The 24,975-nt window shown below is 71.6% G+C and carries 24 protein-coding genes and 4 pseudogenes; 15 read left to right on the top strand and 13 right to left on the bottom strand.

The window, feature by feature from the left end:
• Nucleotides 1–156: 156 nt before the first annotated feature.
• Nucleotides 157–408, bottom strand: a pseudogene (locus ABD932_RS03320) (response regulator); the annotation flags it as partial.
• Between the two features lie 233 nt (nt 409–641).
• A complete protein-coding gene (locus ABD932_RS03325) occupies nt 642–1,169 on the bottom strand; it encodes a MarR family winged helix-turn-helix transcriptional regulator (protein WP_345008545.1) in 528 nt (175 codons plus the stop codon).
• An 85-nt stretch (nt 1,170–1,254) separates the two neighbouring features.
• On the opposite strand from ABD932_RS03325, the gene ABD932_RS03330 reads away from it, so the two are divergent.
• The 3 genes and pseudogenes from ABD932_RS03330 to ABD932_RS03340 all read left to right on the top strand — a co-directional run bounded on the left by ABD932_RS03330 (nt 1,255) and on the right by ABD932_RS03340 (nt 3,865).
• The gene (locus ABD932_RS03330) at nt 1,255–2,094 is read left to right on the top strand and encodes an alpha/beta fold hydrolase (RefSeq protein WP_345008546.1); all 840 of its coding nucleotides are present in this window, start codon (nt 1,255–1,257) and stop codon (nt 2,092–2,094) included.
• A 243-nt stretch (nt 2,095–2,337) separates the two neighbouring features.
• A pseudogene (locus ABD932_RS03335) lies at nt 2,338–2,526 on the top strand (hypothetical protein); the annotation flags it as partial.
• A gap of 268 nt (nt 2,527–2,794) precedes the next feature.
• Nucleotides 2,795–3,865, top strand: a complete 1,071-nt coding sequence (locus tag ABD932_RS03340; protein WP_345008547.1) for a zinc-dependent alcohol dehydrogenase family protein — start codon at nt 2,795–2,797, stop codon at nt 3,863–3,865.
• Between the two features lie 80 nt (nt 3,866–3,945).
• Here ABD932_RS03340 and ABD932_RS03345 read toward each other — a convergent pair whose 3' ends face one another.
• Both ABD932_RS03345 and ABD932_RS03350 read right to left on the bottom strand, forming a co-directional pair.
• On the bottom strand, nt 3,946–4,107 hold the full coding sequence (locus tag ABD932_RS03345) for a hypothetical protein (protein WP_425587399.1): 162 nt from the start codon (nt 4,105–4,107) through the stop codon (nt 3,946–3,948).
• 411 nt (nt 4,108–4,518) lie between these two features.
• Nucleotides 4,519–5,511, bottom strand: a complete 993-nt coding sequence (locus ABD932_RS03350) for an SMI1/KNR4 family protein (RefSeq protein WP_345008548.1) — start codon at nt 5,509–5,511, stop codon at nt 4,519–4,521.
• A 269-nt stretch (nt 5,512–5,780) separates the two neighbouring features.
• Between ABD932_RS03350 and ABD932_RS03355 the strand changes: the two genes are divergently transcribed.
• The 3 genes from ABD932_RS03355 to ABD932_RS03365 all read left to right on the top strand — a co-directional run bounded on the left by ABD932_RS03355 (nt 5,781) and on the right by ABD932_RS03365 (nt 7,175).
• Nucleotides 5,781–6,077, top strand: coding sequence for a hypothetical protein (locus tag ABD932_RS03355; protein WP_345008549.1), 297 nt, complete (start codon nt 5,781–5,783; stop codon nt 6,075–6,077).
• A gap of 89 nt (nt 6,078–6,166) precedes the next feature.
• A complete protein-coding gene (locus ABD932_RS03360) occupies nt 6,167–6,454 on the top strand; it encodes a transposase (protein ID WP_345008550.1) in 288 nt (95 codons plus the stop codon).
• A 100-nt stretch (nt 6,455–6,554) separates the two neighbouring features.
• Nucleotides 6,555–7,175 (top strand): dihydrofolate reductase family protein, encoded by a 621-nt coding sequence (locus ABD932_RS03365; protein ID WP_345008551.1) that lies wholly within the window; start codon nt 6,555–6,557, stop codon nt 7,173–7,175.
• 46 nt (nt 7,176–7,221) lie between these two features.
• On the opposite strand, the gene ABD932_RS03370 is transcribed toward ABD932_RS03365, so the two are convergent.
• From ABD932_RS03370 to eno, 4 genes and pseudogenes are all read right to left on the bottom strand, one after another.
• A complete protein-coding gene (locus ABD932_RS03370) occupies nt 7,222–9,009 on the bottom strand; it encodes a thiamine pyrophosphate-requiring protein (RefSeq protein WP_345008552.1) in 1,788 nt (595 codons plus the stop codon).
• 140 nt (nt 9,010–9,149) lie between these two features.
• The gene (locus tag ABD932_RS03375; protein ID WP_345008553.1) at nt 9,150–9,332 is read right to left on the bottom strand and encodes a hypothetical protein; all 183 of its coding nucleotides are present in this window, start codon (nt 9,330–9,332) and stop codon (nt 9,150–9,152) included.
• Between the two features lie 43 nt (nt 9,333–9,375).
• Nucleotides 9,376–10,626: an ATP-grasp domain-containing protein gene (locus ABD932_RS03380; protein ID WP_345008554.1), complete on the bottom strand. Its 1,251-nt coding sequence runs from the start codon at nt 10,624–10,626 to the stop codon at nt 9,376–9,378.
• Between the two features lie 99 nt (nt 10,627–10,725).
• Nucleotides 10,726–10,905 (bottom strand): annotated as a pseudogene (gene eno, locus ABD932_RS03385) (phosphopyruvate hydratase); the annotation flags it as partial.
• On the opposite strand from eno, the pseudogene ABD932_RS03390 reads away from it, so the two are divergent.
• Nucleotides 10,906–11,076: pseudogene (locus tag ABD932_RS03390) on the top strand (winged helix-turn-helix transcriptional regulator); the annotation flags it as partial.
• A gap of 55 nt (nt 11,077–11,131) precedes the next feature.
• The gene (locus ABD932_RS03395; protein ID WP_345008555.1) at nt 11,132–11,848 is read left to right on the top strand and encodes a FadR/GntR family transcriptional regulator; all 717 of its coding nucleotides are present in this window, start codon (nt 11,132–11,134) and stop codon (nt 11,846–11,848) included.
• A 12-nt stretch (nt 11,849–11,860) separates the two neighbouring features.
• Here ABD932_RS03395 and ABD932_RS03400 read toward each other — a convergent pair whose 3' ends face one another.
• Nucleotides 11,861–12,325 carry a DUF6174 domain-containing protein gene (locus ABD932_RS03400; RefSeq protein ID WP_345008556.1) on the bottom strand — a complete coding sequence of 155 codons (465 nt, stop codon included), beginning with the start codon at nt 12,323–12,325 and terminating at the stop codon, nt 11,861–11,863.
• Between the two features lie 222 nt (nt 12,326–12,547).
• Between ABD932_RS03400 and ABD932_RS03405 the strand changes: the two genes are divergently transcribed.
• Nucleotides 12,548–13,321 carry a carbonic anhydrase gene (locus tag ABD932_RS03405; RefSeq protein ID WP_345008557.1) on the top strand — a complete coding sequence of 258 codons (774 nt, stop codon included), beginning with the start codon at nt 12,548–12,550 and terminating at the stop codon, nt 13,319–13,321.
• Between the two features lie 81 nt (nt 13,322–13,402).
• Here ABD932_RS03405 and ABD932_RS03410 read toward each other — a convergent pair whose 3' ends face one another.
• A complete protein-coding gene (locus ABD932_RS03410) occupies nt 13,403–13,918 on the bottom strand; it encodes a MarR family winged helix-turn-helix transcriptional regulator (protein ID WP_345008558.1) in 516 nt (171 codons plus the stop codon).
• 124 nt (nt 13,919–14,042) lie between these two features.
• Between ABD932_RS03410 and ABD932_RS03415 the strand changes: the two genes are divergently transcribed.
• Nucleotides 14,043–14,561: a YceI family protein gene (locus ABD932_RS03415; protein ID WP_345008559.1), complete on the top strand. Its 519-nt coding sequence runs from the start codon at nt 14,043–14,045 to the stop codon at nt 14,559–14,561.
• Here ABD932_RS03415 and ABD932_RS03420 read toward each other — a convergent pair.
• Together ABD932_RS03420 and ABD932_RS03425 are read right to left on the bottom strand one after the other, a co-directional pair.
• Entirely contained in the window at nt 14,539–16,263 is a 1,725-nt protein-coding gene (locus tag ABD932_RS03420) for a hypothetical protein (protein ID WP_425587400.1), read from the bottom strand. The genes ABD932_RS03415 and ABD932_RS03420 overlap by 23 nt on opposite strands.
• A gap of 100 nt (nt 16,264–16,363) precedes the next feature.
• A complete protein-coding gene (locus ABD932_RS03425; protein WP_345008560.1) occupies nt 16,364–20,401 on the bottom strand; it encodes a bifunctional nitrate reductase/sulfite reductase flavoprotein subunit alpha in 4,038 nt (1,345 codons plus the stop codon).
• A 232-nt stretch (nt 20,402–20,633) separates the two neighbouring features.
• Here ABD932_RS03425 and ABD932_RS03430 point away from each other — a divergent pair, with 232 nt between their 5' ends.
• The 4 genes from ABD932_RS03430 to ABD932_RS03445 all read left to right on the top strand — a co-directional run bounded on the left by ABD932_RS03430 (nt 20,634) and on the right by ABD932_RS03445 (nt 23,439).
• Nucleotides 20,634–21,023, top strand: a complete 390-nt coding sequence (locus ABD932_RS03430; RefSeq protein WP_345008561.1) for a cell division protein SepF — start codon at nt 20,634–20,636, stop codon at nt 21,021–21,023.
• 86 nt (nt 21,024–21,109) lie between these two features.
• Nucleotides 21,110–22,417, top strand: coding sequence for an AAA family ATPase (locus tag ABD932_RS03435; RefSeq protein ID WP_345008562.1), 1,308 nt, complete (start codon nt 21,110–21,112; stop codon nt 22,415–22,417).
• Entirely contained in the window at nt 22,414–22,740 is a 327-nt protein-coding gene (locus tag ABD932_RS03440; RefSeq protein WP_126395678.1) for a nucleotide pyrophosphohydrolase, read from the top strand. The genes ABD932_RS03435 and ABD932_RS03440 overlap by 4 nt, the downstream gene beginning before the upstream one ends.
• 228 nt (nt 22,741–22,968) lie before the next feature.
• Nucleotides 22,969–23,439: a DUF6099 family protein gene (locus ABD932_RS03445; protein ID WP_345008563.1), complete on the top strand. Its 471-nt coding sequence runs from the start codon at nt 22,969–22,971 to the stop codon at nt 23,437–23,439.
• Nucleotides 23,440–23,586: 147 nt separating this feature from the next.
• On the opposite strand, the gene ABD932_RS03450 is transcribed toward ABD932_RS03445, so the two are convergent.
• Complete coding sequence (locus ABD932_RS03450) at nt 23,587–23,778, bottom strand: hypothetical protein (RefSeq protein WP_345008564.1); 192 nt, start codon at nt 23,776–23,778, stop codon at nt 23,587–23,589.
• 244 nt (nt 23,779–24,022) lie between these two features.
• Here ABD932_RS03450 and ABD932_RS03455 point away from each other — a divergent pair, with 244 nt between their 5' ends.
• Complete coding sequence (locus ABD932_RS03455; protein ID WP_345008565.1) at nt 24,023–24,946, top strand: LLM class F420-dependent oxidoreductase; 924 nt, start codon at nt 24,023–24,025, stop codon at nt 24,944–24,946.
• Nucleotides 24,947–24,975 lie beyond the last annotated feature (29 nt).

Consider the following 24,975-nt stretch of genomic DNA (forward strand, 5'->3'; position numbering starts at 1 on the left):
GGCTGCGCCCGCTGCGCCTCGGTGATGGTGTCCACGGGGACGGAGACCACGTCGGCCACCCGCGGCCGCCCCCGCCGCGTGCCACCGCCTCGGTGATCACGGCGGTGTGGCCGTGGCCGGAATGAAAGGCGACGGCGACGGTGGAGCGGGCGGAATGGCCAGCTCCGGCATCCGGTCGCGCAGCTCGCGGCAGACGGTGATGCCGTCGCCGTCGGGGAGGCGTACGTCGAGCACGGCGACGTGCGGGCGCAGTGCCGGCCCGCGGACGAGGGCGTGCTCGACGGTGTCCGCGTAGCCGACCACGGAGATGTCCGGTTCGGCGTCGAGGAGGTCGGCAGGCCCCGTCATACGACATTGCTCGCCGGGCCAGGAAGCACCCGGGCCGTCCGGCCCTCGATGTGACCCGATGCGTGGTGCTCCGGATCTGGACGGAGCCTATTTGAACGTGTTCAAATAGTGGCGCGCGGAGGGCTACCGTGCGGAAGTTGCCGCCGCTGTTGCGGTGGGTATCCGGGGAGGAAGCTTTGGGGTCCGGTGCGTTCGGCGTCGTCTGGGCGGTGTTCTTCCTCTACGTGCTCCTCATGGGGCCGTTCTGCATCCTCATCGGCACCAGGACGTCCGGGAGCATGGGCTGGCTGATGTCAGTTCCCTTGATCTTCCTGCCCTTCGCCTGGCTGGTCGGCCTTCTGATTCCCTGAGCCGCCCGAGTCCCGGTCGCGCGCTCGCCGTGCGGCGGCGATGTCGCGCATGGCCAGCAGGAAGCGACGTACCGTGGCCAGCTCCTTCTCGTCGAAGGACCGCATCTCGGTGACCATCTCGTCGATCAGCGGCCCGAAGAACGACCAGCCCAGGGTGATCGCCTCGTCCCGCACGACCAGCAGTACCCGCCGGCGGTCACCGGTGTCCCGTTCCCGGCGCACGAGCCCCAGCCGCTCCAGCCGGTCGACCAGCGCTGTGGTCGACGCCGAGTTCACCCCCAGCTGGGATCCGAGCCACCCAGGAGTGGCCCGCAGGTTCTCGCGCCGGGCGTCCAGCAGGTGGATCAGGGCGCGCACGTCCGTGGGGTGAAGCCCGTTGCGGCCGGCGAACTCGGCGGCGAAAAGGTCCAGTTCCACGGTGACGGCCCGCAGCAGATGGACCAGTTGGAGGCCGGGGTCCTGGTCGTCCATGCTCACGCTCCCGTAATATCTTGATGGTCGAGATTATTGACAGTCGAGTAATCATACGGTGGTGGGGGACAGGTGGTGGGGGGCCATGGGTGACGAGGCGGTCTTCTTCGCGGCGTACGACGCCGTCCTGCGACGGTGGCCGGTCGAGGTGCGCGGCGTTGATGTTCCGACCCCGTACGGCAGTACCCGGGTCCAGGTCTGCGGCCCGGAGGACGGCGTTCCGATCGTGCTGCTGCCCGGAGGCGGAGCGACTTCGGCGGTCTGGTTCGCCAATGTCGGAGACCTGGTGCCCGGCCATCGCGTGTACGCGGTGGACCTGATGGGCGACTTCGGGCGCAGCGTGCACGACGGGGCACCCCTGCGCGGCGCCGGTGACCTGGTGGCGTGGCTCGACGCGCTCTTCGACGAGCTGGGCCTGGACGGCGCGCACCTTTGCGGCCACTCCTACGGCGCCTGGATCGCCCTGAACTACGCGCTGCACGCGCCCCAACGGCTCGGCAGGCTTGTGCTGCTCGACCCGACCAGCTGTTTCGTCGGCATGAGCCCGCGCTATCTCATGCACGGGCTGCCGACGCTGCTGAAGCCCACCGTCGAGCGTGTGCGTGCCTTCCACCGGTGGGAGACCGGCGGCGACCCCGAGGACCCCGTGTGGCGGGCCTTCCTGGACAGCACCGCCACCGCCCGCCGGTCGAAGGTCGTGGCCATGCGACGCCCCAAGGCACAGGACCTGAGGGCCTGCACCGTCCCGACCCTGGTGCTCCTGGCCGAACACAGCCGGGCGCATGACGTGCCACGTGCGGCGGCCGCCGCCCGCCGGCTCCTGCCCGAGGCGAGCGTCGTCACCCTGTCCCAGGCCTCCCACCACTCGATCCCCACCGAGCGGCCCGCCGAACTCAACCGTCTGGTGGCCGAGTTCCTGGCCTGAGCGATGACGGTCGGAGCCAGGCGCACGGCGGCTTCTTCCGTGCCTCGGCTCGCGCGCGTGTTTCAGACGCGGCTGCCGGCGCCGTACGGGGCGTAGAGGTCGAACGTCAGCCCTGCGGCCAGGGATCTCCGACATCGGGCAGGCCTGCGGGACCGTGCACACCCCGAACCGCCCATGGGCCCCCGCGCAGATCCGCAAGGTGCTCGAAGCGTGATGAGCCTCGGAGGAGACGGGCGGCGCGCCATGACCGCGACGACCGACGTCGACGCCGACTTCGACCGTCTCCCGGTTCACGCCCTGCTCGTGGACGGCACCACCGTGTGCATTCGCCCCGTCCTGCCGGGTGAACACGGTCAACTGCGCGCGCTCTACGAGGAGATGTCCGCGGAGAACCTGCGGTTCAGGTTTTTCGCGGCGAGCCGGCGTTCGGCGAGGGGATGGTGGCCGGCATGATCCCGCGCTCCAGGAAGGGCGGGGGCTTCCGGGACCGCACCGCGATCGAGAAGTGGGCGGGGCGTGTGGCCGCCGAGGTGGCGAGTGGTGAGTGACGGACGCGGCGGATGACAAGCGGTCCGCACGCGTGCGGGTCAAGCTGGAGGTGCGGGGTGATTCCGGCGCGGGGTCGGGCCAGGCTCGTACTGGCGCCGGGCCTCGGTGCCGGGCCAGGGTTCCGCGGCTCATCGAGTGAGGTGAGGACGTCATGAAGGGCTACGTGTTCCATGGCGCGGGCGAGTCCGCCTGGGAAGAGGTCCCGGACCCGGACGTCAAGGAGCCCACCGACGCGGTCGTGCGCGTCACTGCCGTCACCATCTGCGGAACGGACCTGCACATCCTCAAGGGCGACGTCCCCGAAGTGCGCCCCGGCACCGTCCTCGGTCACGAGGCGGTCGGGGAGATCGTCGAGGCGGGCAGCGACGTGCGTACCGTACGGCCGGGGGACCGGGTCCTGGTCTCCTGCATCAGCGCGTGCGGGCGCTGCGCCTACTGCCGACAGGGAACGTACGGCCAGTGCAGGGGCGGCGGAGGCTGGATCCTCGGCCACCTGACCGACGGTACCCAGGCCGAATACGTCCGTGTGCCCTACGCCGACCTGTCCGTGCACCCGCTGCCGGGCGCCATGGACAGCGCGGACGCCGTCCTGCTGGCCGACATCTTCCCCACCTCCTACGAGGTGGGCGTGCTCAACGGGCGGGTCCGCCCGGGGGACACCGTCGTCATCGTCGGCGCCGGGCCCATCGGACTGGCCGCGATCAGCACGGCCCGGCTGTTCTCTCCCGAACGGATCATCGCCGTGGACCTGGCCCCCGCCCGGCTGGAGGCCGCCCGGCAACTCGGCGCCGACGCGGTGGCCGAGGTCGGGGAGACCCCGGAGGAACTGGTCGCCGACCTGACCGACGGGCTCGGCGCGGACGTCGTCATCGAGGCGGTCGGGGTGCCGGAGAGCTTCGAGCTGTGCACCCGGATGGTCCGGCCCGGCGGGCACGTCGCCAACGTCGGCGTGCACGGCGCCCCCGCGACCCTGCACCTCGAGGACCTGTGGATCAAGAACGTCACCATCACCACGGGCCTGGTCGACACCTACTCCACCCCCACCCTGCTGCGCATGACGGCGGCCGGCCGCCTGCCCACCTCGCGGCTGGTCACCCACACCTTCCCGCTGGACCGGATGCAGGAGGCGTACGACGTCTTCGCCCGCGCGCCCGACACCGGCGCCCTGAAGGTCGTGCTCGGCGGGGAGCAGCACGAGGTCGTCGCGGTGCGCGCGGCCTGAGGATGGGACGTGACGGTCGTGCCGACTCGTCCGCGGGCCCGCGCGGACCGTGCCGGGGCCGGTGCCCGTTCCGGCGTGGTTCAGGCCCCGCCCGAGCTGTCGGCCGCGGTGAGCAGGATGCCCGTGATCAGGCCGGGCCGGATACTCCAGCCGAGACGCGTCCGCGGGTCGATCGCGTCGGCCTCGTGGGCGACGACGACACCGGGGCCGTCGGCCGCCTGGGTCTGCGGCCCTTCTCGCATCGCCGGGCATGGGGACGGAGCGACACCGCGGGGGATCGGTGCCGCTCCTGTCTCCACTGTCTCTCGGGTCGTGGCCGGCGCCAAGAGCCAATGGGCCCTGATCCGGTTCCGGACGGCCGGCGGCAGCGGGCGGGGCGCGGCATCCCGGCCGGGTTCGCGGGGAGGTATTCGGTCCATGACACCCGGCGTTCGCCGAGGTCGCGGCCCGGTTGCGGAGCGCGGACGTGCGGGTGCTCGGCTATGCCGACCGACACCGACACCGACACCGACACCGACACCGACACCGACACCGCCCACCGACCACGGCCGCAGGCCCACCGCCGACGTCGTACGCGACCTCGCGCCGCACCGCGACCGGTACGGCGCCGAAGGCGTCTTCCTCGACCAGGTCGCCGCGGGACGGCGCTGTCGTCAGCCGGACAGGGGTTGCCACCGGTCCTCCTGGGCGGGGTCCACTGCGCTGAGCCACACCAGCGCCCCGCCGACCAGGCCGGGCCTGTCCCGTGTGGCCAGGGCCGGGGCTTCGAGCATGTCGGCCGCCTCTTCCAGGTAGGTGACCAGGGTGTCGAGGTCGTCGCCGGGAGGTTCGTTGTAGCGGGACCAGCGGCCCAGGTGGCCTGTCGCGGTGTCCAGGTACAGGCCCGAGGTGCTGTCGGCCGGGCCGAGGGCGACGACCGGAATCCAGGTCGCCTTCCACACGGTGATCCGGTCGTCCTCGGGGCGGTGGGCGTCGAGGGTGTCCTGGTGGGCCTGGGCGTCCGTCTTCCGCCGGTGGATGGCGGCCACGGCGTCCAGGGTCAGCAGAGCCTCGTTGCCCGGAAGGCAGCCTGATCCCTGGCCGTCGGCCCCGTCGTCGCCCCCGGTCAGCAACCACAGGACGCTCAGCTCGACGGGTATCCGGATGCCGAGGTCGCTTTCCAGGGCGGCGATGGCGCCGGGGCCGGCACCGGCGCGGAGCGCGGCATAGGAGTCGGGCGCATTGCGCCGGAGCCAGCCGGTGATGCGCTGCCAGGCGTCGGCGACCTGCCGTGCGGTGAGCGCGTCGGTGGCGATGTCGGTGGGCGGGTCCGGGTCTGGAGCCGAGTCCCGGTTCGGGTTCGGGTTCGGGGCGTCCTCCGGTTCCCCGGCGTCCGCGGCGGACTCGGTGGACTCGGAGTTTCGGGCCCGGTTCAGGTGCCGGATCCGGATCCGGTCGGGCTCGCGGACGTAGCCGATGGCCAGGTCGGGGCAGTCCTCGAACAAGTCGCCGTCGACCATCACCGTGAGGATGCCCGGTAACCCCGAGGGTCGGCCCATGTCCGGGTCGTGCGTCAGCCGGTCGGCGATGACGCTCAGGGCGTAGGGGGCGCCGTCCCCGAGCCGGGCGGCGGTGTCGCGTATGTCCTGGGGGATCTCGACCTTCATGGGCCGGCGCTCCTTGCTGGTCGGACGGAGGGCGGGCAGTCTCCCGGGCCTCGAGGACCTCACACGGTAGGGCGCACAGGGCCGGGCCCGGACGGTCGACCGGCGTGGGCGGTCCGACGGAGGCTCAGCGGCGTTGCCCACGGCTTCCGTTGCGAGATCACAAGCCTCGGCGCGTCTGGGAATATATTGAGACTTTTCCCATTAATCTCTGCTCACTGTACGAAGTCGATCTTTCACGGATCGCACCACCTCGCTCCATCGGAGATGACATGCACAAGCTTCGCAAGGCTGCCGTCGTGGCCGTCGCCCTGGGCAGTGTCGGATTTCTGAGCGCCGGTACGGCCACCGCTCAGGGCCTCGACGGGCAAGGAGGCAAGGGCGGGGACAAGGTCAGCGTCCTGCAGAGCTCCAACTGCAAGTCGCACGACCTGAACGTCGACGTCCTCGGCCAGGTCGGCGTGCTCAACGGCGCGCTGGGCAACGCCCTCAACGGTGAGGGCATCGCGGGTGGCCAGGACGGTACCCACCTGGGCGCGGAGATGGGCTGCACCAACAAGGCCTTCTAGGTTGTGCCTTGGCACGGGGCTTCTCGCCACGTTCCCACCGTGACCATCTCGGTGGGGGACGTGGGGATCCCGGATGAGCAGTGGGCCGTATGGGATCGCGGGTGCCTGTTGCCGAGGTCGGCAGGCAGTCCGCAGGTCGACGGAGACTGATCGACGGGATCCGCCGACGGGAGCGGACCGGCGCCTCGTGGCGGGACCCACCGGTGGAGTACGGACCGTGGCATACGGTCCATGGGTCGCGCCGATGGCAGCGCACCGGTGTCCGGCGAGCCGTGCCGACTGGGCCGCAGACGGATGCCGATGCCGATACCGATGCCGATACCGAGGCCACCGGGCTGACTACCCCTCGGAAAACCGGGCAGGGGCTTGATCCATGACAGTGGGTCAGGCCCCTGCCTGGGCTTGTCCGCAGGGAGAGGGCAGGGAGAGGGCACGGAGAAGGCGGGGAGAGGGCAGAAGGGGAGCAGGGAGAGAGCGATGACTCAGCCCGCAGGCAGGGTGGTCTGCGACATCACGATCTCGGCCGACGGTTACTCGGCCGGGCTCAACCAGACCGAGGAACGCCCGTTCGGCGACGACGGCGGCGACGGCACGGGCGACAGGCTGCACGCCTGGATGTTCGACACTCCCGACGAGAACCGGGCCGAGGTCGACCAGCTGGCCGCCGCCGAAGCGTTCATCATGGGGCGCAACATGTTCGGCCCGGTGCGCGGCGCGTGGGATCGCCAGTGGAACGGCTGGTGGGGCGCCGAGCCGCCGTTCCACGCGCCGGTGTTCGTGCTCACCCACCACGCGCGCGAGCCGCAGCCGATGGCCGGCGGCACCACGTACTACTTCGTCACCGACGGAATCGAGTCGGCACTGGCACAGGCACGCGCCGCGGCCGGCGACGGCGATGTCTCGATCCACGGCGGCGCGACCACCATCAACCAGTACCTCGCCGCCGGCCTGATCGACGAGCTGCGCCTGCACATCGTGCCGCTCACGCTCGGCGCCGGCACGCGACTGTTCGACGGCGTCCCACCGCTGAACCTGGAGCAGGTGAAGTCGCGGCCGGCGAGACTGGTCACGCACCTGACCTACCGCGTGCTGCGCTGACGGGGAAAGCCTTCGTGCGCTGCTGAACCGTTCCGTTCAGCACCATTCAGTGACGGCCCGCCAGGAACTCCTGGACCTTGGCCTTGAAGCCCTGCCGGACCATGGCGGCGCCGTCGCTGTCGCCCTTGAGGACGGAGGCCGCGGCGGCCTCGATCTGGTCGAGGGTGGCGTGTGGCGGGATGGGCGGGACGGCGGGGTCGGTGACGAAGTCGAGGACGCAGGGCCGGTCGGCCGCGAGCGCGCTCTCCCAGGCGCCGCGCACCTCCTCCGGCTTCTCGACACGCAGACCGGTCAGACCGAGGGAGCGCGCGAAGTCGGCGTAGGCGACGTCGGGGAGGGACTGGGAGGGCAGGAACTGCGGGGCGCCCGACATGGCGCGCATCTCCCAGGTGACCTGGTTGAGGTCCTGGTTGTTGAGGACGGCGACGACCAGCCGCGGGTCCGCCCACTCCTGCCAGTACTTGGCGACGGTGATCAGCTCGGCCATGCCGTTCATCTGCATCGCCCCGTCGCCGACCAGGGCGATCGCCGGCCGGTCGCCGTGCGCGAACTTCGCGCCGATGGCGTACGGCACACCCGGCCCCATCGTGGCGAGCGTGCCCGACAGCGAGCCGCGCATCGCGCCGCGCAGTTTCAGGTGCCGGGCGTACCAGTTGGCGGCCGATCCGGAGTCCGCGCTCAGGATCACGTTCTCCGGGAGCAGGCCGTCGAGTGCGTGGAACACATACTCCGGGTTGACCGGGCGGGCCTCGACGCCGGCCCGCCGCTCCATGACCTCCCACCAGCGCGCGACATTGTCCTCGATCTTGGTGCGCCAAGCGGGGTCCTCGACCGGTTCCAGCAGCGGCAGCAGCCGGCGCAGGGTGCGGGCGGCGTCGCCGACGAGGTTGACCTCGAAGGGGTAGCGCAGGCCGACCATGTGCGGGTCGAGGTCGATCTGCACGGCCCTGGCCTGACCGTACTCCGGGAGGAACTGGCTGTAGGGGAAGCTGGAGCCGACGACGAGCAGACCGTCGCACTCCCGCATCATCTCGTACGACGGCCGGGTGCCCAGCAGGCCGATCGCGCCGGTGACGTACGGCAGGTCGTCGTCCAGGGCGTCCTTGCCGAGCAGCGCCTTCGCGACGCCCGCGCCGAGCCGGTCGGCGACGGCCTGGACCTCCGCACGGGCCCCGCGCGCGCCCTGCCCGATCAACAGGGCGATCTTCCCGCAGGAGTTGAGGGCATCGGCGGCACGTCGCAGGTCCTCGTCCTCCGGCACGGGGGCGTAGTGGGGCATGTCCAGGCTGGAGGGGACCATCTTGAAGGCGTGCTCGGGCGGGGAGTAGTCGAGTTCCTGGACGTCGGCCGGGACGATCACGGCGGTCACCGAGCGACGCGCAACGGCGGTCCGGATCGCGCGGTCCAGCACGTTGGGCAGTTGTTCGGGGACGGTGACCATCTCGCAGAAGTCCGAGGCCACGTCCTTGTAGAGGCTCAGGAGGTCGACCTCCTGCTGGTACGAGCCGCCCATCGCGCTGCGGTTGGTCTGGCCGACGATCGCGACGACGGGCACGTGGTCGAGTTTCGCGTCGTAGAGGCCGTTGAGGAGATGGATGGCGCCGGGCCCGGAGGTGGCGGCGCAGACGCCGACCCGGCCGGAGAACTTGGCGTAACCGACGGCCTGGAACGCGGACATCTCCTCGTGACGGGACTGGATGAACCGGGGGTCGTTCTCCGCCCGGCCCCAGGCGGCGAGCAGCCCGTTGATGCCGTCGCCGGGATAGGCGAAGACGTGCTCCACTCCCCACTCGCGCAGCCGCTCGAGGAGATGGTCGGAGACCTTCGTCGACATGATCGGGATCCTTCCCAGGGGTGGTCGGGCCTCCGGGCGCGCACGGGAGCGCGTCCGGTGCGGCCACCGGGTACCCCTGGACGATGCGGGTAATGACGGAAGGAGGAACGCGTATGCGCGTCGATGGCCCTGGTCCCCCGTCACCGGGTCAGGAGGACCTCGGGCGGATCGGCCAGATTCGCCTCCAGGAGCGTCCGGGTAGGCGGGGAGTCCCCGTCTGCTGCCGCCGTGCCGTGGGTGCGGAACAGACAGCCCCTGATGCCGAGTTCGGCCAGGTCCCTGACGCACCGCTGGATGTAAGGGTCGGCACGCCGGATCTCCACGGATCCGCAGGAACGCGATCTTCCGCACGGGCCCGCGTACGGATCAGCTCACCTTCACCCGCGTGCCGGCGATCACCCGGTCGGCAAGACGGCCGGCCTCGTCGACGGACGCGGCACGCGCCACCACGTGGCCGACCCGGCCGGAACTGTCGGCCGGTTCGGGCACCCGCTGGCCCGGACGGATGTGCAGCCGGCTGTGGGTGCCGGGCACGTCGGGGACGACGACGTCCTCCAGCACCCCCGCCCGGTCGGGCAGCAGAAAACGCACCGCGGCCGCCGCGTCGCGGGTCGGCACGGTGTCCGGCACCTGCCCGGTCACGGCCTGCAGATAGGCGGCTGCCTCGCTGACGCCCGTAGCGGCCTCGACGATCTCGCAGATGTTGTCCCCGGGCAGCCGGGCCCCGGTCTCGATGACGACCGGCCCGCCGCCCGGAAGGATCTTCACCTCGGTGTGGGCGATGCCGTTGCGCACCCCGACGGCGAGCGCGGCGCGCGCCGCGGTGCCCTGGATAGCCCGCACCGTGCGCGCGTCGAGCCCGGCGGGGCAGGAGTGCCCGGTCTCCACCCGGTACCGGCCGGCCGTGGTGTCCTTGCGGACCACGGGCAGCGGGTACGGCACGCCCTCGTGCACGACCGTGTCGGCGGAGAACTCCTCCCCGGGCACATAGCTCTGCAGCAGCACGCGCGGGTCCAGCGCCAGACCGTGCGGCTCGGCGCGGGTGACGAGCGCGGCGGCGGCCACCGCGGCGTCGAGGCCGTCCGGGCCGTCCACCACACTCACGCCCCAGGAGCCGCCCTGCTCGGCCGGTTTGACGACGAGCGGCCACCCCAGCCGGCCGGAGGCGGCGACGCGATGGGCCTGCTCGGCGGTCGTGACCACCGCCTCCGCGGGCGCCGGCACGCCCGCCGCCCGGAACGCCTGAGCCATGGCGATCTTGTTGCGGGCGGCCTTGGCGCGCAGCGGGTCGTTTCCCGGCAGCCCGAGGCGCGCGGCGAGCAGGGCCGCCAGCGGGGTCAGCAACTCCCAGCAGACGGCGACACCCGCGATGCGCCGCGCCCGGCAGAACGCCTCCATGTCGTCCAACGCGCTTGCGGTGTCGGCCAGTTCGGTCAGGCACACCCCGGCGAGGCCGCGGGTCAGCCATGGCTCGTAGCCGGCGTGGACCCGCTCGTCGGTGGCCGCGTACAGCCGTATGCCCGACCGGGCGGCGGCCTCCGCGAGGAAGGGTCCCGCGTTGCCCATGGGCTCGATCACCATCACGCCGGTCGCGTCCGGCTCGTCGCTGCTGTCCACGTGCCCAGTGGATCGGCCGCGGCGGTGCGTCGTCCATCGGGCTGTCCTCCGAAAACAACTCGCCGACGACAGAGGGGAGTTGGCCGAAGCGACAACCGCTCAGCGGCGCAGGCCCAACGCCTCCCGGCCCGCGTAGCGTGCCTGGGTGCCCAGCTCCTCCTCGATACGGACGAGCTGGTTGTACTTGGCGGTGCGGTCGGCCCGGGACAGCGAACCGGTCTTGATCTGGCCGCAGCCCGTGGCGACGGCGAGGTCGGCGATGGTGGTGTCCTCGGTCTCGCGGCCCTGCGGCTGCCGACCTTCCGTGGCGCGGGCCGGCTGCGGCACAAGCGCCTGATCCTGGTCGTCGACGCGGAACGGGTCGTACGGCATGTGCTGTTCCCGGTCATCGACATCCCCGGTGAGGTCGCCGAGAGCCTGCGCCTGGCTGGCTCACTGGTTCACCGGTAAATCGGTTCGCTCATTAGAATTCAGCCAGCCCGTCCCTGTCGAAGTGAGGAAGTCCATGGCCGAGCTTGCGAGGATCAAGGTCGAGCCGCGGGAGCCGCTGGCCGCCGAGGTCTCCCGGCGTCTGATCGACTACCTGATGTCGGGTGAGGTGCAGCCCGGTGACCGGATTCCCTCCGAGCGGCAGCTGACCGAGATGCTCGGCGTCAACCGGCCCACCGTCCGGGAGGCGATCAAGTCGCTGGGCTTCCTCGGCCTGCTGGAGATCCGCCAGTCCAGTGGCACGTACTTCCGAGGCGCGGATTCGGATGTCCTCTACCGCCTGTTCGAACTCGGACTGGTCCTCGGGGAGCGCGGCGCGAACGACATGCTGCAGGCGCGTGCCGAAATGGAAGTGGTGGTCGCGGGGCTCGCCGCCCAGGCGCGCGACGAGGCCGGCGTGGAGCTGCTGCGCGCCCGCCTGGCGGCGATGCGCGACTGCCCGGACGAGCAGTTCCCCGACGCCGACACCGCCTTCCACGCCGCACTGGGCGAGCTGGCCGGCAACACGGTGCTGCGGGACATGCTCAAGGGAATGCGCGCGATGATCCAGCGCGGCTGGGTCGAGCGCACCGGCGAGGTCCGCTCCCGTGAGGTCGCGTACGCCGATCACGTGCCGATCTTCGAGGCGGTCGAGAAGGGCGACGCCCAGGCGGCGCGCGCCGCGATGGCCGCCCACATGGAGGGCGCGTCCCGGCGCCTGAAGGAGGCCCTGGAGCGGCGCGAGGACGCCTGACGGGGGTGGGGCTCAACCGAACTCCCTGTAGTCGCTGATGGCGTAGAGCGCCTCGTCGTCGATCGCGTTCTCCTCCCAGTCCAGGGAGATCCGCACCGGGCTCCCGTCGGCCGCGTACTCCGCCTCGGTCTGGTCCGCGTCGTCCCGCCGCGCCTGTTCCAGCTCGTCGAGAAGCTCCCCGATGGTGGGCACCGCGTCGGGGACGTCCTCGACCACGCGCCGGCCGCTGTCGTCCAGCCCCACCGCCTCGACCACCGCGCCGTCGCGGACCGTGATCCGGAAGGTGCCGAGCAACGTCCGCTCCCCTTCGGTCGATCGGAGCGTGTACGTGTACGAGGCGGGCTCCTGCCAGGTGGACCCGCTCTGCGCCGACACGCTGTTCGATTCGGTGCCACAGGCGGCGACCGCGCAGAGCAGCCCTCCGATCAGCGCGGCGGTCCTGGTCACGGCACGGGCGGGTCGAGGTGCGGTGGTCATGGCAGTGGTCCCTTCGAGAACGGCTACCGCTATGACGCCGCCCGCCCGCTGAACGTTCGCCCTGCCCGAAGCGGCCGTCGGACCACTCTCCGTGGGCCACGCTCCATGATTTGGACGCGTCTTTCTCGTGCGCTGCATCAGCCCTGTACGGGCGTTAACCGCTGCTTCGCAACAGTGGAATCACCCGCCCCACCAGGGACAACAGCAGAAGGGATGAGTGCCATGGGCAGTGTCTCGCTACCGCAGCGCCGAGCCATTCTCACCGGAGGGCTCGTGGCCTCCGTGGCCGTGATCACCGGCTGTTCGTCGAAGACGGACTCCGGTTCGGCGGAGCAGAAGACGACGGCCGTCGGCGCGGCGTCGACTCCCTCCGCCGCCGCGGCCGCACGGCCGGACTCGCCGTGGTCGGCGTTCGCGCGGCTGATGGAGGGCAACAAGCGCTGGGTGGACGGGTCGCTCCAGCACCCCGACCGTGACCCCGGGCGGCGGCAGTTCGTCGCCCAGGAGCAGAAGCCCTACGGCGTCATACTCTCCTGCATCGACTCCCGGGTGCCGCCGGAGCTCCTCTTCGACACCGGGATCGGCGACCTGTTCGTGATGCGCACCGGCGGCCAGGTGGTCGCCCCCGTCGTCACCGGCTCCGTCGAGTACGGGCCCATGACCGCGGGGACCCCGCTGATCGTCGTCCTCGGCCACCAGCGCTGCGGTGCGGTCAAGGCCGCGCACAAGGCGCTCAAGGACGACAAGCCGCTGCCCGGCAACCTGCAGTCGATCGCGGAGGCACTGCGCCCGGCGTACCAGGAGGTCGCCAAGCAGAAGCACAGCGACCCGGTCGACGCCATGACCCGCGTCCACATCAAGCAGACCGCCGGCGATCTGCGGACCAACCCCGATCTCGCCCCGCTCGTGAAGAAGGGCGACCTGGCCGTCGTCAGCGCCTACTACTCGCTCGACACGGGCCGGGTGGAGGTCCTCACCGGAGCGCCCTCCGCCTGACGCGAGGACGACCGGCCGCCCGCCCACCGCGGCTCGGCCGGCCCACCTTCCTCACGCCTCTCACGCCGCGAGTCGGCCGGTCTAGCGTTCCCGCTCCCGCTCGGCCTCCCCGGCGAGATCCGGCAGCAGATGGCACAGCGCCTCCCGCTGCTCCGCCCCCACGAAGCGCGCGAGGGCCGCCTTGACTGTCTCGCCGAGGGTCTCGGAGGCCTCCGTCAGCAGACGGCGGGCCTTCTCCGTGAGGGTGACCTCGACGCCCCGCTTGTCGCCGCACACCGACCTGCGGGTGACGAGTCCGGCGTGCTGGAGGCAGGCGATCTGGTAGGTGAGCCGGGTCTTCGGGCGGCCGAGGAGCTCCGCGATCCGGGTCATGCGCAGGCTGCCCGCCGCGGGCTGCTCGGCCAGCAGGCACAGGATGAGGAACTCGTCGTGGGAGACGTCCAGCCGCTCCTTGACGACGGTCCGCAGCTGCTGCTCCACGGCCCCGGTGGCGGCCAGCAGCAGCATCCAGCCGCGCAGCTCGGCCGGGAGCAGCCCGCCGCCCTGGGCGGAGGGGCATTCGAGCTGGTCGGCGGGGTGTTCCTGAGCGGCGGACATGGCTCGATTCTACCTGTCGTTCATTTTTGGACGATGGAGTGGGCGACACGGTTGTTCATATTTGGATTATGGGCTAGCGTGCAGTCATCCAAATTTGAACGACAAGGTTCGCAGGAGAAGGATCATGACCGTCGCCGTCGAAACAGGGCTGTGGCAGCTCGACTCGTCCGCCTCCACCGTCGCCGTCCGGCACCGGACGATGTGGGGCCTGGTCAACGTGAAGGGGGCATTCGCCGGCGTCACCGGCAACGGCGAGGTGCGGCCCGACGGCTCCGCCGTGGGCACGATCACCCTGGACGTCGCCTCCCTCGACACCCGCAACGCCAAGCGCGACGAGCATCTGCGCTCCGCCGACTTCTTCGACGCCGCCAACCACCCCGAGATCACCTTCTCGGTCCGCAGCGCCGAACTCCGCGACGGCGACAGCGTGCACGTCGTCGGTCAGCTCACCGCCCGCGGCATCAGCCGCCCCCTGTCCTTGACCGCACGTCTCGTCGGCGCGGACGCCGAGGCGCTCACCCTGGACACCGAGTTCACCGTGGACCGCGAGCAGTTCGGCATGGGCTGGAACCAGCTCGGCATGATGCGCGGCCTCGCCACGATCGCCGCCACGCTCCGCTTCACCCGGACGGCGACAGCCTGACGTCGGCGCTCGACAGCGTCTGCGGTACGGCCGTGAAGGCCCGCAGCCGGATCCGTACGCCCGGCCGGGGCAGCCGGAACCTCCCTGCGGGCGGCCGGAGTTCATAGCGCGCAGTCGCGTGCCCGGGCAGCGTGGCCGGGCCCCGTACGACCGTCCAGTACTCGTTCATGCCCTGGCCGGTGGTGAGCGTGAAATGCGGCGCGAGGGCGGTGGCGTCCCTGTTGGTGACCTCGACCTCCAGGCGGGACACGGCGGTCGGGGTCGCCCAGCGCACCGACCTGAGCCGCATGTCCAGCGCGGGCGTTCCGGTCGCCGCCCATGCCACGCTCGCCAGGGCCGGGGTGAGCAGCAGCGCGACCGCGGCGATCCGCGCCGGACGCCCGGAGAGCACCGGCGGACGCGGCTGCCAGGCCGTGGCGAACTCCGATGCCGGCACGGTGATCGCCGCCGCCAGCCACAACGGCGTCATCATCAGGTAGTAGCCGTCCTGCGACCTCGTCGCCACGAAGAACGCGCACCACGGCAGCACGGTCGCCGCGGGCCCCAACCGCCTTACGAACAGCACGAACAGTGCCAGCAGCCCCGCCGCCAGCAGCATGCTCGCGTGGGAGTACCAGTCGAGCCGGTCGCTGCCGTCGGTGAAGTACAGCGAGATGCCGACCACCCCCTGCCCGTGGATCACCGCGCCCTGCGTCAGCGGCAGCGCTATGCCCCGGATCCAGGTGCCCGGCTCGCTCACGACGAAGTAGGTGTTCGGCAGCAGCCATACGATCCCGGCGGTCCCGACGAACCGCCCCACCACCAGCGCCGCCGCCCGCGCGCCCAGCTCCCCGCGTCGCACGGCGTAGATCCCCGCCAGCAGGAACGGCGCCACGAACCACGGCAGTTGCTGAGCCGCGCACGCCGCCCCCAGACACGCCGCCCGCGCCAGCCCACCGGCCCCCAGCCGCCCGCCCCGCCCGGTCCGCGGCCACCGCACCACCACCGGCACCAGCAGGGCCAGCGCCACGATCGCCGGATAGCCGAGGCGGCCGTACGACGGAAGGAACCCGAAGCCCAGACACGCCATGGTCGCCGCCGACCGCCACGGCGTGGGCAGCGCACGCCACAGCGCGACGGTGCCGGCCACGAGGGCGGCCGTGCTGACGACCGTCGCGGGCAGGGCCCCGTGCCCCAGCCACAGCAGCGGTGCGGTCAGCAGTGGGGCCAGCGGCGGATAGCCGTAGGTGAAGTCGTAGCCGCCGGTGACCGTCGGGGTGAGCGCCACGCCGTGGCCGAAGAGCCAGGGCCACGGCTGCCCGTAGACGGGATGCCCGGCGACCAGCTCACGGGCGGCCTGGGTGGTGAGGATCGCCTCGTCGCTGCCGCCGTGGTTCATCGCCCACGCGCACAGCGTCAGCGCCACCGCGGTCACCAGGACGCACAGATCCAGCCGAGCCAGCGACCTCGCCCGCCGCACGACCAGCGCCAGCACCCCGCAGACCAGGATCGACGCGTAGCACGCCGAGATGGCGGCGGCCACGACGAGACGGTGACTCGCCGCCTGCGTCCAGATCGCCCGCGTGCCGATGAAGAGGCTGATGTCCGCGAGGAGGGTCAGCACGCGGTGCCACTGGGCGGGGGATTGCGTTTCCGGGACGGCGGGCGTCGGCGCACGTGTCCCCCGGGCCGGTGCCACCGGCTGCTGCTCTGCCAACTGCACGCCACCGGACCGTAATCAGGCCTGGTGAGCGGGGTGCCGAGGGAGGTGAAGAGTCCGGTGTGAGCCGGGTGAGAAGATCCCCGGGGTTCCCCGGGACCGGTCAGTAGACGTCCCGCACGTACCGCTTCGCCGCCCCCAGCTGCTTCACGTACGCCGACGCCTCGGTCTCCGCCAGCCCGCCGTGCGTGACTGCGATGTCCCGGAGTGCCTGGTCCACGTCCTTGGCCATGCGTGAGGCGTCGCCGCATACGTAGAAGTGGGCGCCGTCCTGGAGCCAGCGCCACAGCTCGGGGCCGTGCTCGCGCATCCGGTCCTGGACGTACACCTTGTTGCGCTGGTCGCGGGAGAAGGCGGTGTCGAGGCGGGCGAGGGCGCCCTCGTCGAGCAGCGCGGTCAGCTCGTCCTCGTAGTAGAAGTCGCTGGCGCGGTGCTGCTCCCCGAAGAACAGCCAGTTGGGGGCCTTGTGCCCGAGCGCGTGCCGCTCCTGCAGGAAGCCGACGAACGGTGCGACACCGGTACCCGGGCCGACCATCACCATCGGTGTCGAGGCGTCCGCGGGCGGCCTAAAGTGCGGTGAGCGCTGCACGAAGACCGGCACCTCGGTGTCCGGCTCGGCGTCGGCGAGGAACGGTGAGCAGACGCCGCCGCGCGGCCGGCCGTGCAGGTTCTCGTACCGCACGACGGAGACCGTCAACGAGACGCTGTGCGGGTCGACGAGCGGGCTGGACGATATGGAGTACAGCCGCGGCTGGAGCTTCTTCAGCACCCCGGCCCACTCCTCGGCGCCCGCCCGCACGGGGTGCTCGGCGATGACGTCCACGGCCTGCCGCCCCCAGCTCCACTGCGCCAGGCCGTCCTTGTTGTCCGGCCGCAGCAGCCGACGCAACTCCCGGTCGTCGCGGACGCGTTCGGCGACGAAGCGGAGCAGATCCGAGGTGATCTTCGTGATGTCCAGGTGCCGGCGCAGGGCCTCGGCGAAGGGAACCTCGCCAACGCCGTCCAGTTCCACGGCGGCCGACCCGTCCACGCCGGTCACCGCCAGCCATTCCGCCACCAGCGCGGGCGAGTTGACCGGCCGCACGCCGAGCGCGTCGCCCGCCTCGTACGTCAGCGGGGTCCCGCTCGTGTCGAAGGTGAAGCGCCGCACCTCCTTGCCCGCGCCGGGCAGGCTCAGCAGCCGGTTGCCGACGAGGCGGGCGGTGGTGGGGGCAGGCCTGGCGGGAGTTGCGGCACTGGCCTTCGGCTTCTCGACCGGCTTCGGGAGCGCGGGTGCGTCCGTGCCGCCCAGTGCCGTGAGGACCTGGTCGAGCCACGCCCCGGCGGACGGCTCGTAGTCCGGTTCGCAGTCCGTACGCGGCGTGAGGCGCACCCCGCCCAGTTCGTCCAGCCGTGCGTCGAGCCGCCGCCCGTGCCCGCAGAAGTCGTCGTACGAGGAGTCGCCGAAGGCGAGCACGGCGTACCGCACCCCGTCCAGCCGTGGAGCCCCCGCGTCGGACAGCGTGTCCCAGAAGCCGGCCCCGTTGTCGGGCGCGTCGCCGTCGCCGAACGTGCTGGTGATGAAGAGGAGGTCGGCCGCGCGGGTGAGAGCGCGGACATCGGCCTCGTCCATGTCGACCACGGTGGCCCGGTGCCCCGCCGCACCCAACCGCTCGGCGGTGGCGGTGGCGAACTCCTCGGCGTTGCCGGTCTGCGAGGCCCACAGCACGACGACCTCACGGCCGTCATGCGTGACCGGTTCCGCCGCCGTCCGTGAGTACATCCCGGCGAGCACGCCGTTGACCCACATCGCGTGCTCGGGGCTGAAGGGCGCGTCCGGCGGCAGGACAGGGATCCCGGGCGCGCCGGTCTGGATTCCGGCGAGGAAGCCGGTCAGATAGAGGCGTTCCTGGGCCGTCAGCACGGGCGGCGCGGTGGGTTCCAGACCGAAGGGATCAGCCGAGCCGGGGGTGATGGCCGTGGGCGTCAGCGCTTCCACCGGCCCCTCCGGCACCGGAGCCGCCACCCTGGTCAAGGACACCGCGCACACCTTGAACTCGGGCTGGAAGGAGATCGGGTCCACCGCGTCGCTCGTCACCGCGTTGACGCTCAGATACTCCCCGAACAGGTCGTTCCAGTGGAACGGCGCGAAACAGCCCCCCGGCCGCACCCGATCCGTCACCACCGCCGGAAGCACCGCCCGCCCCCGCCGCGAGGCGACCTCCACCCGGTCCCCGTCGGCGATCCCGAGCGCACCCGCGTCCTCGGGATGCACCTCCACGAACGGCCCCGGGTTCAGCTTGTTGAGCTTGGCGACCCGCCCGGTCTTGGTCAGCGTGTGCCACTGGTGCTGGACCCGCCCGGTGTTCAGTACGAAGGGATAGTCGTCGTCCGGCATCTCGGCGGCCGGCATGTGCGGCCGCGCGTGGAAGACACCCCGCCCGCTCGCCGTAGGGAACCGAAGCCCGCCGTCCGCGTCGACATACCGGATGGGATTGCGCTCCGGGCCGTCCACGTCGGCGGCCGGCCACTGCACGGGCGTGTCCCGCAGCCGCTCGTACGTCACCCCGCGCAGATCCCAGCCGGTCACCGGGTTCCAGGCCCGCCGTATCTCCTCGAAGACGTCCTCGGCACTGTCGTACGAGAACCCCTTCTCGTACCCCATCGCACACGCGACGGCCGCGATGATCCGCCAGTCCGCCATCGCCTCGCCCGGCGGGTCGGCCACCGGCGCGGTCAAGGTGAGATTGCGCTCGCTGTTGACGAAGACGCCCTCGCCCTCGGTCCACATGGCGCCGGGCAGCACGACATCGGCGTACGCGTTGGTCTCGGTCTCGCCGAAGACGTCCTGCGTGACGACGAACTCGGCGGCCTCAAGACCCTCGATGACCGTACGGCGATTGGCGACCGAGGCGACGGGGTTGGTGCAGATGATCCAGCAGGCCTTGATCTCGCCGTCGGCCATCTTCTGGAACATCTCGACGGTGCCCTTGCCGACCCCGTCGGCGCGCAGGGTGCCCGACGGCAGCTCCCACAGCTCCTCGACGAAGCCCCGCTCGGCCTCGACGGCGACCGACCGCTGCCCCGGCAGCCCCGGCCCCATGTACCCCATCTCACGGCCGCCCATCGCGTTGGGCTGCCCGGTGAGGGAGAAGGGACCGGAGCCCGGACGGCAGATGGCCCCCGTGGCCAGATGCAGGTTGACCAGGGCGTTCGTGTTCCAGGTGCCGTGCGTGGACTGGTTGAGCCCCATCGTCCAGCAGCTCATCCACTCGCCCGCCTCGCCGATCAGCCGGGCGGCGGTGCGCAGGTCGTTCTCGTCGATGCCCGTGATCTCCGCCACGGTGGCCGGCGCGTAGTCGGCGAGGAACTCGGGCATCGCCTCCCAGCCCTCGGTGTGGGCGGCGATGAAGTCGGGGTCGGTGTGGCCGTTCTCCACGAGCAGATGCAGCAGGCCGTTCAGGAGAGCGAGGTCCGTCCCCGGCTTGACCTGCAGGAACAGGTCGGCCTTGGCGGCGGTCGCGGTGCGTCGCGGATCGACCACGATGAGCTTGGCGCCCGCCTTGACCCGCTCCATCATCCGCAGGAAGAGGATGGGGTGGCAGTCGGCCATGTTCGAGCCGATCACCAGGAAGACATCGGCCTTCTCGAAGTCGTCGTACGACCCGGGCGGCCCGTCCGCGCCGAGCGACAGCTTGTAGCCCATGCCCGCGCTCGCCATGCACAGCCGCGAGTTCGACTCGATCTGGTTCGTCCGCACGAACCCCTTGGCCAGCTTGTTGGACAGGTACTGCGCCTCCAGGCTCATCTGCCCGGAGACATAGAAGGCGACCGCGTCCGGCCCGTGCTCGTCGATGATCGCGCGCAGCCGGCGGGCGGTCTCGGCGATGGCGTCGGCCATCGGGGACGGCACCGGCTCCTCGCCCCGGTCGTCCCTGACCAGCGCGTTGGCCAGCCGCCCGGGCGCTGCCAGCATCTCGGCCGTCGTCGCGCCCTTCGTGCACAGCCGGCCCGCGTTCGCCGGGTGCGCCTTGTCGCCCGAGGCCTTCAGGACCGTACGCCGTCCGTCGGGCCCCATCCCGACGTTCAGCAGGATTCCGCAGCCGACCCCGCAGTACGTGCAGACCGTCCGGACCTGAGTCGTGGAGGTGGTCTCGGTCACGTGCTGCCCTTCTCCGGCGGTCGGGGTGACGCGTAGAGCGTACGAATTGCCCGTTACGTCGATGTCACATCGCTTGATCATGAGGAGTTACGTCGGCCACACAGCCGTCCGGCGCTTGATGTGAGGGGGTGTGCGGCGGTCGCACACCGTGTCGCTGTTGGGCCGAACGGGTGACTTGGCGTAAGAATTGGCAGGTGCAGGAAATGAAGGCGAGTCAGGGCGGGGGGAGCCGGTGAACAGCCACGACGTCACCGATGAACAGTGGGAGGGGCTCGCCCAGGTCGTGCCGTTGCGCGGCCGTGACGCCTGGCCGTCCGCGGTGGACCACCGAGTGCCCCCGGAGGCGGTGACGGAGCCGCGGCGGCGGTTCGTCGTCCTGCGGGTCAATGTGTTCGCGGACGCCCGCGACGTCGCCGAGACGCTCATGGCGGGAATCCCGGTGCTGCTGGATCTGACAGGGGCGGAGTCCGAGGTCGCCAAGCGGGTCCTGGACTTCAGCACAGGCGTCGTCTTCGGCCTGGCGAGTGGGATGCATCGGGTGGACCGGAACGTGTTCCTGCTGACGCCGCCCGGGACCGAGGTGAGCGGGCTGATGGAGGGTGCGGGGGTGCCGGGCACCTGAGGCGGCCCGGCCGGGCGGTCCCTCGATCGTAGGAAGGCCTCGGGGCGGAACGGTTCGTCTGACGGCGCGGGACCTACGGTCCGGGAATGGCCGTGTCATCTGCGTCTGGTGCCGTTTCCGTGCCGTCTCAGGGGGGCCGTGCGGCCTCCCCGCCGTCCCGGGAGGGGCGTGCGGTTTCCCCGCCGTCTCGGGAGGGTCGTGCGGTTTCCCCGCCGTCGCCGGAACGCCTTGGGGGTGAGCCGTCCGATGCGCACCCCGGCGGCGAGCCGTCCGCGGCCCGCTCCGATCGGTCCCACCTCACCGAGCTGCGGCTGTCGGCGTTCGCCGGGCATCGGCGGGCGGCGCTTCCGCTGGGGCCGTTCACGCTCCTCGCGGGGCCGAGCGGGTGCGGGAAGTCGACCGCTCTGCGGGCGTACGAGGCGCTGGCGCGGCTCGCCGGCGGTGCCGGGGTCGGTGAGGCGTTCCCCGATCCGCAGGCCTGTGTGCCCGAGCGGGCCCGGCCCGATGCCCAGCGCAGGCGGGGCTTCCGTATCGGCTGTACCGCCGACGGTCCCGAGGGGCCGGTGCGGCTCGACGTCGCCGTGCAGGCCGAGCCCGGACTGCGCATCGTGGGGGAGCGGTTGAGCGCGGACGGCGTGGTGCTGCTGGAGACGGCCCTGCGCGATCCGAGCCGGCCCTGGGTGCAGGCCGCCTGGCACACGGCGGGTCAGTCGCCGGTGACCCGGGCGCCCTTGCCCGACGACCGGCTCGGCACGGCGTTGCTGCCGCTGCGGGTGGCGGGCAAGACCGACGGGCAGCGCCGGGTGCTCGCCGCCGCGGAGCAGATGGTGGTGGCGTTGCGGTCGGTCTTCGCCTGTGACCCGCGGCCCGACCGGATGCGGGCTCGGGTGCCGGTCGGGTCCGGTCGCCTCCACGGCGGCTGCGACAACCTCGCCGATGTGCTGTGGCGGACCCGGATCGAGTGCGGGCGGCGGCATGCGCAGTTCGTCGCCGCGGTGCGGGCTGGCTGTGCCGGGCCGGTGGCGGACGCGGCCGCGGAGGTGATGGACGACGGGACGGTGCGGGCGGTGCTCGACCGCGGGGACGGGATCCGGACGGAGCTCGGTCGGCTGGGCGACGGTGAGCTGCGGTATCTCGCACTGTCGCTGGTGCTGCTGACCGGGCCCGGGGTGCTGGAGGTCGACCCGGTCGGTGAGGTGCCGCAGGCCATGCAGACGTTGACCGTGCTGGCCGACGGGCTCGATCGGGGGCTGGATCCCGGGCAGCGCGGGGAAGTGGTGCGGCTGGCGGCGCGGATGTGCGAGCGCGGGCACATCCGGGTGGTCGGGGCGGTGAGCGACGCCTCGTGGGTGGCGGAAGCGGACGGAGTGACGGTGGTACACCTGGAGCCGTGACCGAACCTCTTGATGTGGCCAAGCTGCAGCGCAGGCTGGCCGAGTTCGCCGCCGCGCGCAACTGGCAGCCGTATCACACGCCGAAGAACCTCGTCGCGGCGCTCAGCGTCGAGGCGTCCGAACTGGTCGAGATCTTCCAGTGGTTGACGCCGGAGGAGTCGGCGCGGGTCATGGCCGACGCGCAGACCGCGGAGCGGGTGACGGACGAGGTCGCGGATGTGCTGGCGTATCTGCTGCAGCTGTGCGAGGTGCTCGGGATCGATCCGCTGGCGGCGCTGGACGCGAAGATCGACCGGAACGAGCGGAGGTTTCCGGCGCCGTAGGGGGGTGCGGGGAGGGGGTCCGTCCGACGCGGGAGGGATTCCGTCCGGCGTGGGAGGGATTCCGTCCGCTTTCACTCTCCGTATCCGATTCGGCGTCCGTAGCCGAAAAGTTGTCCGCAGATTTCCGCCTTCCTCTGGCTTTTCGTCTCAGAGCCCTTCACGCTGGGTAGTGAACAAGGGAGTTCGGGCGGACGCGTGGGCAGCGCGTCGGACAGACGGGGACAGCGGATGGACGCGGTGCGACTCATCGTGACGAGCAGGCGTGCGCTGGCCGGTACTGGGGGCGTGCCGGAGACCATGACGGAGGTGTGGCAGGCACAGGCCCTGGCCCAGGCGATAGGGAGCCGCCTGGCGGTCTTCGGCCCACCTGAACTGCGCGGCGAGGCCCTGGGGTTGACGGAGCTGGCGGGGCGTGGCTGCGGGGTCCTGGACGCGCCGGAACTGGCGGAGGCGGACTTACGCGCCGCCCAGCTCACGGAGTTGGGGGATGCGCGGCAGGCGCTGATGCAGCTGGGGAGTCTGCTGGGAGAGGTGGGGATCGCCCTGGTGGGGATGGCCAGTGGGGCGGACGACGAGACGACGTACTGGCAGTGCATGGAGGCGATCGACGCGGCGGACGAGTCCCGGGACCGGGTGCTGGAGATGCTGCGAAGACTGGCGGATCGGGACCAGGTGCTGGCGGAGCGGGAGGCGGGGTAGGGGGCTGAACGACTTTGTCCCGAACCTCCGTCCGTCAGGCCGCGGGCAGTCGTGCCGCTGGGCGGCACCCTTCCCGAAGAAGGGCGGCACCCAGTGGCGCCGGGCTGCGCGACCCACCCCCGCCCAGCCGCGGCGCGGAGCGACTCGTCAGCGACTTGAACTTCGGCCGGCCTCCCCGTCCTGCCGCGCGCCCGCGCCGGACCCCCCGGTCGCCTGCAGATCCGCGTCCAGGGCCGACAGGTCCGCGTTCAGCGCTGCCATCAGCTCCTCCATCTGCTGCAGCAGCCCCTTCTGCGGTCCGGCGCCACCGGTCTGCTGTGGTGCGAGTTCCTCGGACATGACGGCCTCCTCGGCCTCCGGCCCCCCTGACAGAAGGTGGGCCGACACGGTGACGCTCCGGCGGTCAAGGGCCGACGCGGGCGCCGGGCGGTCCGGCTCCGACCGAGCCAACGATCACCGTCGGGGCCGGTCACTGGCCTGGGCGAGGGGCGGCAACCGCGTGGGCGGAATTCACCCGACCGGGGACGCGAGGGCAAGGGGGACCGGTGCGGGCGGCCGCTGCCACGGCGTGCAGGATGGAGGTATGGATCTTCGCATCTTCACCGAGCCCCAGCAGGGGGCCACCTACGACACCCTCCTCACCGTGGCGAAGGCCACCGAAGACCTTGGCTTCGACGCGTTCTTCCGGTCGGACCACTACCTCAAGATGGGTTCCGGGGACGGCCTCCCCGGCCCCACCGACGCCTGGACCACGCTCGCCGGCCTCGCGCGCGAGACCAAGCGGATCCGCCTCGGCACCCTGATGACCGCCGGCACCTTCCGGCTGCCCGGCGTGCTGGCCATCCAGGTCGCGCAGGTCGACCGGATGTCCGGCGGCCGGGTCGAACTCGGCCTGGGCGCGGGCTGGTTCGAGGAGGAGCACAAGGCGTACGGCATCCCGTTCCCGAAGGAGAAGTTCGGGCGGCTGGAGGAGCAGCTCGCCATCGTCACGGGGCTGTGGGCCACCGAGGTCGGTCAGACCTTCGACTTCCACGGGACGTACTACGACCTCACCGACTCGCCCGCGCTGCCCAAGCCCGCCCAGGACCGGATCCCGGTCCTGATCGGCGGACACGGTGCCACCCGTACGCCCCGGCTCGCCGCCAGGTACGCCGACGAGTTCAACATGCCGTTCGCCTCGATCGAGGACAGCGAGCGGCAGTTCGGGCGGGTGCGGGCCGCCGCCGAGGAGGCCGGCCGCAAGGGTGACGAGCTCGTCTACTCCAACGCCCTCGTCGTCTGCGTCGGCAAGGACGACCAGGAGGTCGCCCGCCGTGCCGCCGCGATCGGGCGGGAGGTCGACGAGCTGAAGGTCAACGGGCTCGCCGGCTCCCCGGCCGAGGTCGTCGAGAAGATCGGCCGGTACCAGGAGATCGGCTCGCAGCGGCTCTACCTCCAGGTCCTCGACCTCGACGACCTGGACCACCTGGAGCTCATCTCCTCCCAGGTGCAGTCGCAGTTGTCGTAGCTGTCGTAGCTGTCGTGGCACCGGACCGG

This window comes from Streptomyces shaanxiensis (assembly GCF_039537145.1).
Taxonomy (GTDB): Bacteria; Actinomycetota; Actinomycetes; order Streptomycetales; family Streptomycetaceae; genus Streptomyces; species Streptomyces shaanxiensis.

What these genes read in the sequence shown, in the direction of transcription:
- ABD932_RS03325 (WP_345008545.1), bottom strand. Translation starts at nt 1,169, where the DNA reads ATGGACGACCAGGACCCCGGCCTCCAACTGGTCCATCTGCTGCGGGCC.
- ABD932_RS03330 (WP_345008546.1), top strand. Translation starts at nt 1,255, where the DNA reads ATGGGTGACGAGGCGGTCTTCTTCGCGGCGTACGACGCCGTCCTGCGA.
- ABD932_RS03340 (WP_345008547.1), top strand. Translation starts at nt 2,795, where the DNA reads ATGAAGGGCTACGTGTTCCATGGCGCGGGCGAGTCCGCCTGGGAAGAG.
- ABD932_RS03345 (WP_425587399.1), bottom strand. Translation starts at nt 4,107, where the DNA reads ATGCGAGAAGGGCCGCAGACCCAGGCGGCCGACGGCCCCGGTGTCGTC.
- ABD932_RS03350 (WP_345008548.1), bottom strand. Translation starts at nt 5,511, where the DNA reads ATGAAGGTCGAGATCCCCCAGGACATACGCGACACCGCCGCCCGGCTC.
- ABD932_RS03355 (WP_345008549.1), top strand. Translation starts at nt 5,781, where the DNA reads ATGCACAAGCTTCGCAAGGCTGCCGTCGTGGCCGTCGCCCTGGGCAGT.
- ABD932_RS03360 (WP_345008550.1), top strand. Translation starts at nt 6,167, where the DNA reads ATGGGATCGCGGGTGCCTGTTGCCGAGGTCGGCAGGCAGTCCGCAGGT.
- ABD932_RS03365 (WP_345008551.1), top strand. Translation starts at nt 6,555, where the DNA reads ATGACTCAGCCCGCAGGCAGGGTGGTCTGCGACATCACGATCTCGGCC.
- ABD932_RS03370 (WP_345008552.1), bottom strand. Translation starts at nt 9,009, where the DNA reads ATGTCGACGAAGGTCTCCGACCATCTCCTCGAGCGGCTGCGCGAGTGG.
- ABD932_RS03395 (WP_345008555.1), top strand. Translation starts at nt 11,132, where the DNA reads ATGGCCGAGCTTGCGAGGATCAAGGTCGAGCCGCGGGAGCCGCTGGCC.
- ABD932_RS03400 (WP_345008556.1), bottom strand. Translation starts at nt 12,325, where the DNA reads ATGACCACCGCACCTCGACCCGCCCGTGCCGTGACCAGGACCGCCGCG.
- ABD932_RS03405 (WP_345008557.1), top strand. Translation starts at nt 12,548, where the DNA reads ATGGGCAGTGTCTCGCTACCGCAGCGCCGAGCCATTCTCACCGGAGGG.
- ABD932_RS03410 (WP_345008558.1), bottom strand. Translation starts at nt 13,918, where the DNA reads ATGTCCGCCGCTCAGGAACACCCCGCCGACCAGCTCGAATGCCCCTCC.
- ABD932_RS03415 (WP_345008559.1), top strand. Translation starts at nt 14,043, where the DNA reads ATGACCGTCGCCGTCGAAACAGGGCTGTGGCAGCTCGACTCGTCCGCC.
- ABD932_RS03435 (WP_345008562.1), top strand. Translation starts at nt 21,110, where the DNA reads ATGGCCGTGTCATCTGCGTCTGGTGCCGTTTCCGTGCCGTCTCAGGGG.
- ABD932_RS03445 (WP_345008563.1), top strand. Translation starts at nt 22,969, where the DNA reads ATGGACGCGGTGCGACTCATCGTGACGAGCAGGCGTGCGCTGGCCGGT.
- ABD932_RS03450 (WP_345008564.1), bottom strand. Translation starts at nt 23,778, where the DNA reads ATGTCCGAGGAACTCGCACCACAGCAGACCGGTGGCGCCGGACCGCAG.
- ABD932_RS03455 (WP_345008565.1), top strand. Translation starts at nt 24,023, where the DNA reads ATGGATCTTCGCATCTTCACCGAGCCCCAGCAGGGGGCCACCTACGAC.